We start from the raw sequence: 13,135 nt of genomic DNA on the forward strand, positions 1-13,135 counted from the left end.
ATGGTTCGCATCGACAAGATCTACACGCGCACCGGAGACAAGGGCGAAACCCGCCTCTCCACGGGCGAGCCGGTTGCGAAATGGCACCCCCGCGTGGCCGCCTATGGCACCGTCGATGAGCTCAATGCCGCGCTCGGCGTTGCCGCCCTGGAAGCAGATGGTGAGATGCTGGCACGCCTGCGCCGCATACAGAACGATCTTTTCGACCTTGGCGCAGACCTCGCCACCCCAGACCGGGGCCGCGTTCTGGAATGGACGCCGCTGCGCATCATCGCCACCCAGGTCAGCCGGCTTGAAGAAGAGATTGACGCGATGAACGCCTCAATCGCGCCCCTCGACAGCTTCATCCTCCCGGGCGGCTCGCGCCTTGCCGCGCAGTTACACGTGGCACGCACCCTCTGCCGCCGCGCAGAGCGCGCCATTGCCGAGCTCCGCAGCATGGAAGACGAGCCGGTGAACCCTGAAGCCCTCGCCTTCATCAACCGGCTGTCGGACTGGCTGTTCGTGGCCGGGCGGGCCGCCAATAATGACGGCGCCGATGACGTCAAATGGGTGCCGGGCGCCAACCGCTAGGCGTCAGCGCCGCTGCGCATCCCGCACCTCGGCCATCAGCGCAAACAGGTCCATCACCGGCGTCACCTTGCCGTCGCCGCGATATTCCCGGTAGAGACTGTCTACATTGACCGCGATCCTCTCCGCATCGCCCCAGCCGGCATAGTCGCCCAGCGCAATATCCAGCGCCGCTTCCCGTGCGCTCAACCGCGCCTCAAACCGCGCCCGCGCTTCCCGGTCCACAAAGGCGAGATATTCCGCCACGCGGCGCACGCCCGCTTTGTCCGTTACCGGACCATGCCCCGGCACGATCACATCAACATCCATGGCAATGATTTCGTCACAGGCGCGAATCCAGTTTGCCACCGGCCCCGCCCACATCAGCGGCGTGCCATTGATGAAGAGAATGTCTCCGGTAAACACCGCCCTGTCTCCGGGCACATGCACCAGCACATCCCCGCCTGTATGCGCCGGGCCCACCTCGATCAGGCGCACCGCCTTGTCGCCCACCTTCAGCTCCATGGCGCCGGAGAAGGTTTGCGTGGGTTTGCGCTCATCGACATTCTCGAAATCGAACGGGGCGAATATGTCCGCGAAATAGGCGCCGGCAGGCCCCAGCTGCGCGCCCATCTTCTTGAACTGCGCCAGCATGGCGGGCGGCACTTCTGCCATTTCCCGGGCACTCGCCTCACTCGCAATAATCTCCGCCTGCGGACAGCAGCCATTGCCATGGCAATGATCGCCGTTGGCGTGGGTGTTGACGATCGTGCCGATCTTCTCCGCGCCAATGCCTGTGGCATCAGCCATCGCGTCCAGCATCTCGCGCGTCAGCGCCATGTCGAACAGCGTATCGACTAGAAGCGAGGCCTCTCCATCCCGGATCAGCCCGGCATTCGACCAGCCCCAGCCGCCATCAGGCTGCAACCAGGCGTACAGCCCGTTGCCGATGTCCTTGAGACCCTTGGTATATTCCCAACGCGCCGCCATTGTATTTCCTCCCGGTCTTGTTTTGCCCGAAGCAGACCATGGCAGCCTCGCCCCGGCAAGCGCCCGATCAGAAACGCTCCAGCAGCCGGCGGAGATATTCGCGTTCTTCCTCATCCTCAGCCTCGCCATAGCGGCGGCGGAGTTCATCGAGAATATCCTTGGCACGCTGACGTTCGGATTCAGACGGTATCTCCACGCCCTGCCCGTCATTGCCTGCGCCCGTCAGCGGCCGCCCCAGCGGATCGTTGGAGTTTTTCCCCTGCTCGCCCAGCCGGTTTGCCCGCATCTGGTCAATCTGCTCTGCCATCTCACGGGAGAGTTCCGAGAGCATCTGCGTAGCCCGTTCCTGATCCATCACGGCGCGGCCCTCATTGCCGCCCTGAAGGGCGCGTTCGGCGCGGCGCTGCGCTTCCAGAATTGCGCGCAAGGCGTCTTCATCCAGGCCAGCGCCGGGCTGGCCTGCCCCCTCTTCGCCCGTCTGGCCGCTGTTCCCGCCGCGCCGTGCCAGTTCTTCCACCAGACGGCCAAGTTCAGCCTGACGCTCCGCCAGCGAACCGCCGCGGCCAGCGCCGGGCGTGCCGGTGCCCTGGCCTGGACCACCATCCTGCTCCTGCCCTTCGCCTGTGCCCTCTCCCTGATCGGTGCCTTCGCCGGGCTGTTGCCCGCTCTGGCCCGACTGCTCGCCGCGCTGCTGAGCAAGGGTGTCATCATTGAGCTGGCGTTGCTCGCGGAGGATTTCGGACAGGCGCCGCATGGCGTCGGTCAGTTCCTGTTCTTCAGGCGGAAGGTCGCTGTCCTCGCCATCGGCCTGCTCGCCCGGCATCCCGTCACCCTGACCTTGCCCCCGCTGGAATTCGAGATTTTCCAGCAGGTTGGTGATGTCGGAAAGCAGCTGGCGCGCCTGTTCGGCGGCGCCCGTTTCGGTCAGATCCTGCAGCGCATTCAGCATGTCCTCGAAATCCTGCCCGCCGAGGGAATCTCCGCCCGCCTGGGCCTGGCCATCCTGCTGCTGCTCCGGCGCGTCCAGCCCGCCAGCCATCGCCTCGGCCATTTTCGCGGCAAGGTATTCGTTGGCGGCGTCGCGGAAAGCTTCCATCAGCCTGCGGATTTCCTCTTCCGGCGCGCCTTCCCGCAAGGCCCGCTCGAGCGCCGCGCGGGCCGCCTCCAGCCGCGCCCGCGCATCAGCCACACTGCCATGCTCCAGTTTCAGCGCGATGGCCCAGAGCAGTGGCTCCACCGCGTCCGCTTCCGCCTTCGTGCCGGCCGTCTGCAATGTGCCAAGCGCCATGCGCAGACCCATGAAGGCACCCAGGTCATTGATGAACATTTCGCCGCGATAGGTCACCGAATCGAGCATCAGGGCGGCCTGGCGCACGCCCTCCGGCGCCGCGTCCAGCCGCCCGGTGGCCGCCGTGTTGATTGCGCCATCGGTCAGCGCCTGGTCATTCCTGGGCATCTCGGCATACGGGCGGGGCTCGCGCAGCACAGTTACGCGCGCTTCCTGCGCCGCCTGCGCCAGCGGATCGAGGAACAGCTTCTCCGGCAGGATAAACGGCAGCGACTCGCTGAAACCCTCCTGCCCGGCCCCATCCCGGGCAACCAGCCGCACATCCACCGGCAGGCCGGCCCAGCGGTGACGGGTAAGATCCAGCTGCGCGGTAGCCGACAACTCCCTGGCGCCCGGCGCGCCCGGCATCGGCACGGGCACACGGTCCTCCGCCTCCGGAGCAGCCGGATGCGGCACGCGCAAGCGGATCGCCAGTTCCACGGCGGTCACGCCATAATCATCGCCCGCTTTCCATTTGAACTCAACCTGATCCCTCTGCCCGGGCGCAGGCGGGCTGTCGAAAGCGATCAGCGGCACTTCATCGGGCAGCACAATGAAATTCCACCGTGCCCGCTCGCCCCACCAGTTCACGGTCAGGCGTGTGTCACCCTCTATCCGGGCGCGCGCTTCGAAAGCGCCTTCTGGCGTCTGGGCAAAACGTATCGTCTTGCGCTTGTCGCCGCGCAGAATGAGTTTCGGCGCCGAGGGCGCCTGCGTGCGCAGGGTAATTTCAGAACCGACCGGCACGCGCACATCTTTCATGCCCGCCTGCAGGAAGACCGGCGCCCGGCCGGTATGTTCGGGCGGCGTCACCCAGGCTTCCACCACCATCTTGTCAGCGCCCGCCAGCGCGCCGAGATCCGGGCTCAGGGCACGTAAAATCCGCCCCGGCGCCGCCGGTCCCGCAACCAGTGCCAGCGCCACCACAACCACCGGCACGATATAGCGCACGCGGTAAGGATCGAGCGCCGCCCATTCCGCCGCCAGACGCGGCAGACGAAGATTTCCGATTTCCGCAACCAGCCGCGCCCGGTGCGCCCGCCAGAGGCTTGCCGGTCCCGCAGCTGGGTCAGCTGGCCGGTCCGTCAGCGATGAAACGGGCCGCAGCTCAGACTGCCCATCGAGCGCGCGGACCACATCGGCCTCTGCCGGCCGCCGATACCGCCGCCAGGACATCCAGCAAAGACCGATGCCGGTGAGGATCAGAAGCGGCAGGATAAGCGCCGCCAGGAAACTGCTCAGCCGGTCAAAACCGCCCGCCAGCGCGATAGCCAGGAAACCGGCGATAAAGACAAAGGCTGGCCACCAGGCGCGGCCCAGCGCCAGAAGCGTCAGCCGGCGGCGCGTCGCCGCCAGCTTCTTCCCCAGCGTGTTCAGGCCTTCGCCTTGATCCAATCGGGCACCTCTTCCAGCATCGTCATTTCGTCGAAATCCGGCCGCCGGCGCACCACGCTATAGTGATCGCCACTGACCAGAACTTCCGGAACCAATGGACGGGCATTGTAGGCCGAAGAGAGCACAGCGCCATAGGCGCCTGCAGACATGAACGCCAGACGGTCACCCGGCGCCACCTCCGGCAGGTTGCGGGCGGTGGCAAATTTGTCAGTCGACTCGCAGATCGGCCCCACCACGTCATAGGTCTTTTCCGCAGTCCCTAGTGCAGGTTCGGCCAGGGGGCGGATGTCGTGATGCGCCCCGTAGAGCGCCGGACGGATCAGATCATTCATGCCCGCATCGATGATCAGGAATGTCCGGTCCGGCGCCTGTTTTTCATAGAGGGCCGTGGTCAGCAGCACGCCCGCATTCCCGGCAATCACGCGGCCCGGTTCCAGGATCACCTCAAAGCCATGGCCCGCCGTGACATCTGAAATCATCGCCGCATAGGCCGAGGGCGCAGCCGGCGCGTCGGTTTCGCGGTAAGGGATGCCCAGCCCGCCGCCCACATCAATGCGGGCGATGTCATGCCCCTGCTCCCGCAGGCGCAGGGCAAGGCCAACAACTTTTTCGAACGCCGCCCGCATCGGGCCAAGCTCTCCGATCTGGCTGCCGATGTGCACGTCAACGCCAACCACCTTGATGCCCGGTAGCTTACCCGCCTCCGCATAAAGCGCTTCGGCCTCGCCCCAGGGCACACCGAACTTGTCGCCGGATTTGCCCGTCGAGATGTTCGGATGCCCGCCAGCCGCCACATCCGGGTTCACGCGCAGCGCAATCGGGGCGGTGCGCCCCAGATCACTCGCCACCTTCGACAGGAGGCGCAGTTCACCGGCGCTCTCGACATTGAACTGGTGAATGCCCGCTTCGAGCGCCAGCTTCATCTCAGCCGCCGTCTTGCCGACGCCGGAGAAAACAATGCGCGCAGCCGGAATGCCCGCCTTCATCGCCCGCTGCATCTCGCCGCCGCTGACCACATCGGCCCCGCAGCCTTCGGCCGCCAGGGTCGCCAGAACGGCCAGGTTGCCATTGGCCTTCACCGAATAGGCAATCAGCACCTTCTGGCCGCTGAACGCCTCGGCGATCACCCGCGCATGGCGCTGCAGCGTGGCATTTGAATAGACATAAACCGGTGTTCCCACCTCGTCCGCAATGCGGCCAAGGTCGACGCCCTCACATTGGAGGCGGCCTCCGGCATAATTGAAATGATGCATATAGGCTCCAGGTCAGGAGAGGTCGCCAAGTCCGCCTTCGTCAACATCCCCGGCAGGCTTGTTCTCGGGAACTTCCCCGCCCCACTCGTTCACGCGGGGCTCGTCCGCTGATGGCGGTGGCGGCACATCGACGACCGGCAGCTCCTCGGCAACCGGTTCGGGTTCAGGCGCAGCGGGCGCGGTCTGGCAGGCTGCCAGAAAGGCGCCCGCGAGTGTCGCCAGCAGGAATGCTCTGGTCTTCATCAGCTGCCTCCCGGCCCGCCGAGGAGTTCATCCTCTGCGGCGGGCGTCTGTTGTTGCGAAGGGCGGTCGGGCAGCTGCGGCAGGTCGCGGGCCTCCCCATCCGGAAGCGTGGCCGGGTCAACATCGCTGGAAGGATTTCCGATCAGCGGACCGGGCCGCTGAAGCGGTCCCTGCAGGCCACACGCCGACAGGCTGGTCGTGAGAAGGGCAATCGCCGCGAGGGCAAGAATACGTTTCATGGGACTACTCCACTCGAAGTCTCTGTTTCCACTGTGCCACCTGTTCGGCCACGCGAACAGGGCTTGTGGCGCCATATGAGGTACGCGAAGCAGCTGACGCTTCCACGCTGAGCACGCTGAAAATTTCCTGCGTGATGGCACCATGCACCGCCTGCATCTCCTTCAGGGGCAGGTCGGCCAGATCAACCCCCTCTGCCTCGGCCCGCGCCACGATACGGCCGGTGACATGGTGCGCGTCGCGGAATGGCATCCCGAGCTCCCGCACCAGCCAGTCGGCCAGGTCCGTCGCCGTGGAAAAGCCCTTTGCCGCCGCGGCCCGCATCACATCGGGTTTGAAGCTGATGGTTTCGATCATGCCGGTCATTGCCCGGATGCACAGATTGAACGTGTCAAAGGCGTCGAAAGTGAGGCGTTTGTCGTCCTGCAGGTCCTTGGCATAGGCCAGCGGCAGCGCCTTGATGGCGCCCTGCAGCGCCGCATACTGGCCAGTGATCAGCGAGGCTTTCGCCCGGATCAGTTCGGCCGCATCCGGGTTGCGCTTCTGCGGCATGATCGAAGAGCCCGTCGACCACTGGTCGCTGAGGCGCGCGAACCCGAATTGCGGGCTGGTCCACAGCACAATCTCCTCGGCAAGACGCGAGAGATGGGTTGCCGCGATCGACAGGCTCGCAAGGGCCTCCAGCGCGAAATCGCGCGCCGAAACGGCGTCCAGCGAGTTGGCCATCGGCCGGGCAAAGCCCAGCGCCTCGGCCGTCATGTCCCGGTCAATCGGGAACCCCGTCCCGGCCAGCGCCGCCGCTCCCAGGGGGCATTCGTTGAGACGCACGGCGCAGTCCTGCAACCGCGACCGGTCCCGCTCCAGCATCTCGACATACGCCAAGAGGTGGTGGCCGAGCGTCACCGGCTGGGCCGTCTGCAGATGGGTGAAGCCGGGCATGACCGTGGCGGTGTTCTCATCGGCCCGGCGCACCAGCGCTGCCTGAAGCCCCGCCACCAGCTGCCCCGTCTCGTCCAGCGCCCCGCGCGTCCACAGGCGGAAGTCGGTAATCACCTGATCATTGCGGGAGCGCGCGGTATGCAACCGCCCGGCCGGCTCACCGATCAGTTCCTTGAGGCGGGCCTCGACATTCATGTGAATGTCCTCCAGCTCGCGCCGGAAGGGGAACGTCCCAGCCCGCATCTCTTCCAGCACCTGGTCGAGCCCGGCCTGGATCGCCTCATTGTCGGCCACGCTCAGGATGCCCATTTCGGCCAGCATGTCGGCATGCGCCCGGCTGCCCGCCACATCCTCTTCCGCCATCCGCCGGTCGATATCCAGCGAGGCGTTGATCTCTTCCATGATGGCCGAAGGTGTCGCGGCAAAACGCCCGCCCCACATCATCTGGCCTTTGTCATCCGCCATTGCCATATCCTCGTATCTGTAACTGACGCCAGTGAAGGGCCCATCCCATGACCCGCTACGCCTATTTCGGCCTCTTCTTGGTCGCCCTTGCAGCGATTGTCTACGTGCTGATGAGCGCTGCGACAGGAAAGCCTGACGGAAACCCTTATCAGGGCTTCGCCAAAGGCGAGATGGCGAAGCTGGATTTCGGCAGCGCGGGTCAACCAATCCCTGCCGGCACCTTCACCGATACCGACACTACGCAACAGACACTCGAAATCTTCAAGGGAAAGACCATCCTGGTCAATTACTGGGCCACCTGGTGCCCGCCCTGCGAGAAGGAGATGCCCGCCCTCGGCGCGCTGCAGACCGCCCGCGCCAGCGACAAGTTCGAAGTCGTCGCCCTCAGCGTCGATTCTCCGGAAGACGCCGAGTATGCCAAGCGCCGCCTGACGGAGCTTGGCGCCGCCAATATCGCCTTCCGGCACGCCCCGATGGACAATGGCGACGTGATCTATGGCGCCGGCGTGCGCGGCTTCCCGACCACGATCCTCTACGGCCCCGACGGGATCGAAATCGCCCGCCTGGCAGGCGATGCCGACTGGGCATCCGCCGACGCTGTGCAGTTCATCGATGCGGCCATCAAGAACGCGGCCCGCTAGGGCAATACTGCCAGGGCCACTTTGACCCGCGCAAACTGCTCGGACATCCGCACCTCCGGTGGCGGCGTGCGCCCGGCAAGCGGCCCGGTGGCGGGCCACATCAGCACCAGAATATCGAGTTCCAGCCGCAGATCACCATACACCGTCTCATCCAGCGGCGAGATCAGGTCGCGCGCGGCCACCGCATAGCCATAGGCCGCCTGATAGGCCTCCAGATCTCTGATCTCGCCATATCTGACCCCGGCGTCATAAGCCTCCGCGGAAAGCCGCATCAGAAAGGTGACGGTCTCCTTCGGTGCCACGCCAGACACCTCGATCACGCCGGAAAGATTGGCCTCTGCGCCGGCAAACAGCGGCGCGATTTCCTCGTCCGGCAGGTCAAGATCCAGCGCGCCCTGGATCGCGTCGATCCGCGCGGGCTCAAATCCCAGCGCCTGTAGCGCGCCGGCATCAAGCGCCGCCATCTGCTGTCTGAGATCGCCCAGCTGCGCCTTGGCTGTGTCCCGGTCCCCTGCCCGGAACACACTGTCGGCAGCGATTACGCGCCCGGCCAGAAACGCGGCCTGCTGGGGCGGCGACCAGCTTGCTGCCTCGTCGGCCTTCACCGCCTTCTGGGTGGCTGGGTTGGCAACCATCGGATCGAAAGCTGCAGGCCTGGCGCGCGGCGGTTGCTCGTCACAAGCCGCTACCATCAGCGCCAGCCCGGCGCCTGCCGTCAGCTTGAGCAAATCTTGAATCATCGGGCGCCTCGTCCTTGCAATCGCTTGCAAGGCTAATCGCGGGCCCGGTCTTTACAAGTGCCTTGAGAAAAGTTCACGGAGCCGCGCCACTGCCCCACCCACCGCACCAGTCGGGCTTGGGCGCGCCCCCGTCATAATCCCAGGCTTTGTGCGTGCCGCTCGCCACCAGCAGCTTGGCAAGGTCTTCGCCTTCCAGCGAAAGGGTCACCACATTGCGCCCGTATCTGTCCCGGCCCATGATCCGGCTGACGGTTACCGCCCGCCCGCGCGTCAGCTCCACCGCCGCCGCCTTGGCATCATAGCCAAGCTCCCGCTCCGCCTCGCATTTGGCTCCGCCGCGCTGTTTCATGGACCCTGTCTCGGGCGCGTCCACGCCGTGCAGGCGAAACTTCGTGCCATCTGAAAGGCGCCCGGAATCCCCGTCCGACCAATACACCGTTCCGCCAAGCTCAGTGGCGGCCTGCGCATTCTCGGACGCAAACCGTGCCCCGAGCAGCGCCATCAGGATGAACACTATCGCTCCGACAATCGGCACAATACGTGTGCGGACAAACATAGCTCAGCCTCCGGAATACCCGAAGCAGAGCCTGCCGAAAGGATGTTAACCGGAAGTTTAGAAACCTGTCCGGAAAGCAAGGATCTCTAACAAAAACGGTTAATCTGGTAACCAGATCTACCGGCTGGGCACCGGCGCATCGCCCGAATAGTCATAGAAGCCCTTGCCGGACTTCTTGCCAAGCCAGCCTGCCTCCACGAACTTCACCAGCAGGGGGCACGGGCGATACTTCGTATCGGCAAGCCCGTCATGCAGCACCTGCATGATCGACAGGCAGGTATCGAGGCCGATGAAGTCAGCCAGTTGCAGCGGCCCCATCGGATGGTTGGCGCCCAGCTTCATTGCCGTATCGATGGACGCCACCGAGCCAACGCCTTCATACAGCGTATAGACCGCCTCGTTGATCATCGGCATCAGGATGCGGTTCACGATGAAGGCCGGATAGTCTTCGGCATTGGTCGTCGTCTTGCCGATGGTCTTGGTGTAACCGATCACGGCTTCATAGGTGTTCTGTTCGGTATTCAGGCCACGGATCACCTCGACCAGCTTCATCAGCGGTACGGGGTTCATGAAGTGCAGGCCGATGAACCGCTCCGGGCGATCCGTCACGGAGGCCAGGCGGGTGATGGAGATCGAGGAGGTGTTCGTGGCCAGCAGGGCATGGGCAGGCACCACCTCGCAGAGCGCGCGGAAGATCTGCTCTTTCACTTCCCGCTTCTCGGTGGCCGCCTCGATCACCAGGTCGGAGGCTTCATGCGCCTTCACAGAGGCTGACGGGCGAATGCGTTTCAGCGCCGTCTGCATCTGGTCCAGGGTGATCATCTCTCGCGCCACCTGGCGGGACATGTTGCGCTCGATGGTCTCCATCCCGGCTTTCAGCGCCGCTTCAGAAACATCGCTCAGCACGACATCATAGCCTGCAAGCGCGCTCACATGAGCAATCCCGTTGCCCATCTGACCTGCGCCGATCACGCCGACTGTCCGAATCTCTGTCATATCCTGCTGCATCCTGATTTTGTTTTTTGCGAATGGTTATACTCCATTGTGCAGTGCGTCAAAGTCTGCGCGCAGACCTGCGATCTGCGGCACTTGCTGCAGGCCTACTGCATCGCGCCTGCCTCTTGCGAATGCCCGGCAAGGGCCGGGGTCTTGATGAAGCGGCTACCCAGAAACACCAGCGGTCCGATCAGGATCATCAGCGCCCCGGCAATCGGCCCGGCCGGCGTCAGCAGCGCCACCAGTCCCGTCACCGTCGCCATGCCGGCCTGACAGCCATAGTGCCAGAGCGATTGCCGGGTGATGGCTTTCTCGGTTTCAGAAAGCTCCAGCTGCTGACTTCGGCCCAGGGCGTGGCCATACATCAGGCTGATGATCAGAAAGATCAGGGCATACCCGAAGCTGAAATAGGCCATGATTATCCCGGCCTCCCGGAAGCCTATGCCGGTTCCTTCAAGAACCGCCCAGTTTCCCAGTTGCGCCAGAATGACCCCGAACAGGCTGTCGAAGATGAAGCGGAGCGGATAGGCCACAAACAGGACCAGCAGAAGCAGAACGCAGTTCAGCAATATGATCCGCCCATCGGCCACGCCATATCGCCGGAAAAAGGTGAAGTGCGCATTCCAGATCAGCACCAGAAGCGCAAATCCAGCGGCCACTGGCACAATCGTCAACAAGTGGCCGGTCAGTTCGGAAAATGTTGTGGGCCTGGCTGCCGAGGAAACCAGCATGCCAAAGGCCAGAGCAAACACGATGTCCGAAAGGTTTTCTATCCGGGTGACAGCGCCGCCCCGCCAGCGAAATCGCGGATCATGATCCAATTCCCTGACAACCAGATCGCGGACCATCTGATACCTCCCAGAATGTCGCAACCCTGACGCAGAATACCCCGCCGATCAATGGCGCGGGCCGTGCCCCCAAAAAGAAACGCCCCGGACCATCTGGCCGGGGCGTCTGCATGTGTCTGGACCTGATCGTGGCCGGATCAGAGCGCGTTGGTCAGTTCCGGAACGATGGTGAAGAGATCGCCCACGAGGCCATAATCAGCCACCTGGAAGATCGGAGCTTCTTCGTCCTTGTTGATCGCCACGATGATCTTGGAGTCCTTCATGCCAGCAAGGTGCTGGATGGCGCCCGAGATACCGACGGCAATGTAGAGTTCCGGGGCAACGATCTTGCCGGTCTGGCCGACCTGATAGTCGTTGGGCGCATAGCCTGCGTCCACTGCCGCGCGCGAAGCGCCAACAGCGGCGCCCAGCTTGTCGGCCAGCGGGAAGATGACTTCCTGGAATTTCTCGGACGAGCCGAGCGCGCGGCCACCGGAGACGACGCGCTTGGCGCCGGCGAGTTCCGGGCGATCCGACTTGACCATCTCTTCGGAGACGAACTCGGATTTGAACGGACCAGCCGGGGCGGCCACGTCTTCCACCGAAGCCGAACCGTCATTGCCAGCTGCCGGGAAAGCCGTGCCGCGAACGGTGATGACTTTCTTGGCGTCTGCCGATTTCACGGTCTGGATGGCGTTACCGGCATAGATCGGACGCACGAAGGTCGAGTCGTCTTCGATGCCGATGATTTCGGAAATCTGCATCACGTCGAGTTTCGCGGCGATACGCGGGGCGACGTTCTTGCCCGTGGTGGTCGCGGCCAGGAACACGGCGTCATAGCCTGCCATCAGCGGCACAACGAGGGCTTCCATCGCTTCGGCGGTCTGCTTGCGCAGGCTCTCACCTTCGGCTTTCAGCACTTTGCGCACGCCGGAAATCTTGGCGGCTTCCGGAGCAACCGCGCCGGCGTTTTCACCGGCCACCAGCACGTCCACATCGCCGCCGAACTTGGCAGCGGCGGTGACAACCTTGTGCGTCGCGTCGGAAAGCGCGCCATGGCTATGTTCTGCAATTACGAGGACGGCCATTACACAGCTCCCGCAGTCTTGAGTTTCGAAACCAGCGTTGCGACGTCTTCAACCTTGATACCGGCGCTGCGCACCGGCGGCTCGGACACTTTCACAACCGTGAGGCGCGGCGAGATATCGACGCCATAGGCATCAGGGGCCTTCTCGTCGATCGGCTTCTTCTTCGCCTTCATGATGTTCGGCAGCGACGCATAGCGCGGCTCGTTGAGGCGCAGGTCAACGGTGACAACTGCCGGCAGGGTGAGTTTCACGGTCTGCAGGCCGCCATCGACTTCGCGGGTCACTTTCAGCGCGTCGCCGTCTTTCTCGACCTTGAACGCGAAGGTGCCCTGCGGCCAGTCGAGCAGCGCGGCCAGCATCTGGCCGGTCTGGTTGGAATCGTCGTCGATCGCCTGCTTGCCGACCAGAACGAGGTCGGGGCTTTCTTCGCCGACCACTTTCGCCAGCAGCTTAGCAACGGCCAGCGGCTCAACCGTGGCGTCGGTCTTGATCAGGATGCCGCGGTCAGCGCCCATGGCGAGGGCGGTGCGGATCGTTTCCTGTGCCTGCTGGGGCCCGATGGAGACAACCACGATCTCGGTGGCAACGCCTGCTTCTTTCAGGCGAACAGCCTCCTCGACGGAGATTTCGTCGAAGGGGTTCATGGACATCTTGACGTTGGCGAGATCGACCCCGGTCTGGTCCGGCTTCACGCGGACCTTCACGTTATAATCAATCACGCGCTTGACGGGCACGAGGACCTTCATGCGGGCGCTCCCAGGTTGGCTACGGTTCTTGGCACTTTAAAGTGCGCTGTCCCTACATATAGGGCGCCCTCGGCGCAAGGCTTGACGCTTACGTCAGGGTCAAATTGGCGCGGTTACTGCCCGAACACCTGGAGATTGACACG

The 13,135-nt window shown here is 64.1% G+C and carries 14 protein-coding genes; 2 read left to right on the forward strand and 12 right to left on the reverse strand.

The window, feature by feature from the left end; all coding sequences use genetic code 11:
• Window positions 1-573, forward strand: a complete 573-nt coding sequence (locus tag BBF93_RS19155; protein WP_114106917.1) for a cob(I)yrinic acid a,c-diamide adenosyltransferase — start codon at window positions 1-3, stop codon at window positions 571-573.
• Between the two features lie 3 nt (window positions 574-576).
• On the opposite strand, the gene BBF93_RS19160 is transcribed toward BBF93_RS19155, so the two are convergent.
• From BBF93_RS19160 to argH, 6 genes are all read right to left on the reverse strand, one after another.
• Window positions 577-1,539, reverse strand: coding sequence for an MBL fold metallo-hydrolase (locus BBF93_RS19160; protein ID WP_114106918.1), 963 nt, complete (start codon window positions 1,537-1,539; stop codon window positions 577-579).
• 67 nt (window positions 1,540-1,606) lie between these two features.
• On the reverse strand, window positions 1,607-4,261 hold the full coding sequence (locus BBF93_RS19165) for a DUF4175 domain-containing protein (RefSeq protein ID WP_114106919.1): 2,655 nt from the start codon (window positions 4,259-4,261) through the stop codon (window positions 1,607-1,609).
• Complete coding sequence (gene lysA, locus BBF93_RS19170) at window positions 4,240-5,514, reverse strand: diaminopimelate decarboxylase (RefSeq protein ID WP_114106920.1); 1,275 nt, start codon at window positions 5,512-5,514, stop codon at window positions 4,240-4,242. The genes BBF93_RS19165 and lysA overlap by 22 nt, the downstream gene beginning before the upstream one ends.
• A gap of 12 nt (window positions 5,515-5,526) precedes the next feature.
• Window positions 5,527-5,757: a hypothetical protein gene (locus BBF93_RS19175; protein ID WP_114106921.1), complete on the reverse strand. Its 231-nt coding sequence runs from the start codon at window positions 5,755-5,757 to the stop codon at window positions 5,527-5,529.
• The gene (locus BBF93_RS19180) at window positions 5,757-5,996 is read right to left on the reverse strand and encodes a lipoprotein (RefSeq protein ID WP_035600987.1); all 240 of its coding nucleotides are present in this window, start codon (window positions 5,994-5,996) and stop codon (window positions 5,757-5,759) included. The genes BBF93_RS19175 and BBF93_RS19180 overlap by 1 nt, the downstream gene beginning before the upstream one ends.
• 4 nt (window positions 5,997-6,000) lie before the next feature.
• Window positions 6,001-7,398, reverse strand: a complete 1,398-nt coding sequence (gene argH / locus BBF93_RS19185; protein ID WP_114107164.1) for an argininosuccinate lyase — start codon at window positions 7,396-7,398, stop codon at window positions 6,001-6,003.
• Window positions 7,399-7,445: 47 nt separating this feature from the next.
• Here argH and BBF93_RS19190 point away from each other — a divergent pair, with 47 nt between their 5' ends.
• The gene (locus BBF93_RS19190) at window positions 7,446-8,039 is read left to right on the forward strand and encodes a TlpA disulfide reductase family protein (RefSeq protein ID WP_114106922.1); all 594 of its coding nucleotides are present in this window, start codon (window positions 7,446-7,448) and stop codon (window positions 8,037-8,039) included.
• Here BBF93_RS19190 and BBF93_RS19195 read toward each other — a convergent pair.
• From BBF93_RS19195 to BBF93_RS19220, 6 genes are all read right to left on the reverse strand, one after another.
• Complete coding sequence (locus BBF93_RS19195; protein ID WP_114106923.1) at window positions 8,036-8,779, reverse strand: hypothetical protein; 744 nt, start codon at window positions 8,777-8,779, stop codon at window positions 8,036-8,038. The two genes, BBF93_RS19190 and BBF93_RS19195, sit on opposite strands and share 4 nt — an antisense overlap.
• A gap of 73 nt (window positions 8,780-8,852) precedes the next feature.
• Window positions 8,853-9,335: a thermonuclease family protein gene (locus BBF93_RS19200; protein ID WP_051612690.1), complete on the reverse strand. Its 483-nt coding sequence runs from the start codon at window positions 9,333-9,335 to the stop codon at window positions 8,853-8,855.
• A gap of 117 nt (window positions 9,336-9,452) precedes the next feature.
• On the reverse strand, window positions 9,453-10,331 hold the full coding sequence (locus tag BBF93_RS19205) for a 3-hydroxybutyryl-CoA dehydrogenase (protein ID WP_035601076.1): 879 nt from the start codon (window positions 10,329-10,331) through the stop codon (window positions 9,453-9,455).
• 104 nt (window positions 10,332-10,435) lie between these two features.
• A complete protein-coding gene (locus BBF93_RS19210; protein ID WP_035600979.1) occupies window positions 10,436-11,179 on the reverse strand; it encodes a TMEM175 family protein in 744 nt (247 codons plus the stop codon).
• A 137-nt stretch (window positions 11,180-11,316) separates the two neighbouring features.
• Entirely contained in the window at window positions 11,317-12,246 is a 930-nt protein-coding gene (locus BBF93_RS19215) for an electron transfer flavoprotein subunit alpha/FixB family protein (protein ID WP_114106924.1), read from the reverse strand.
• Window positions 12,246-12,992 carry an electron transfer flavoprotein subunit beta/FixA family protein gene (locus tag BBF93_RS19220; RefSeq protein ID WP_035600975.1) on the reverse strand — a complete coding sequence of 249 codons (747 nt, stop codon included), beginning with the start codon at window positions 12,990-12,992 and terminating at the stop codon, window positions 12,246-12,248. Before BBF93_RS19220 ends, BBF93_RS19215 begins: the two co-directional genes overlap by 1 nt.
• Window positions 12,993-13,135: the final 143 nt, after the last annotated feature.

The sequence above is a fragment of the Hyphomonas sp. CACIAM 19H1 genome, assembly GCF_003325995.1.
GTDB lineage: Bacteria > Pseudomonadota > Alphaproteobacteria > Caulobacterales > Hyphomonadaceae > Hyphomonas > Hyphomonas polymorpha.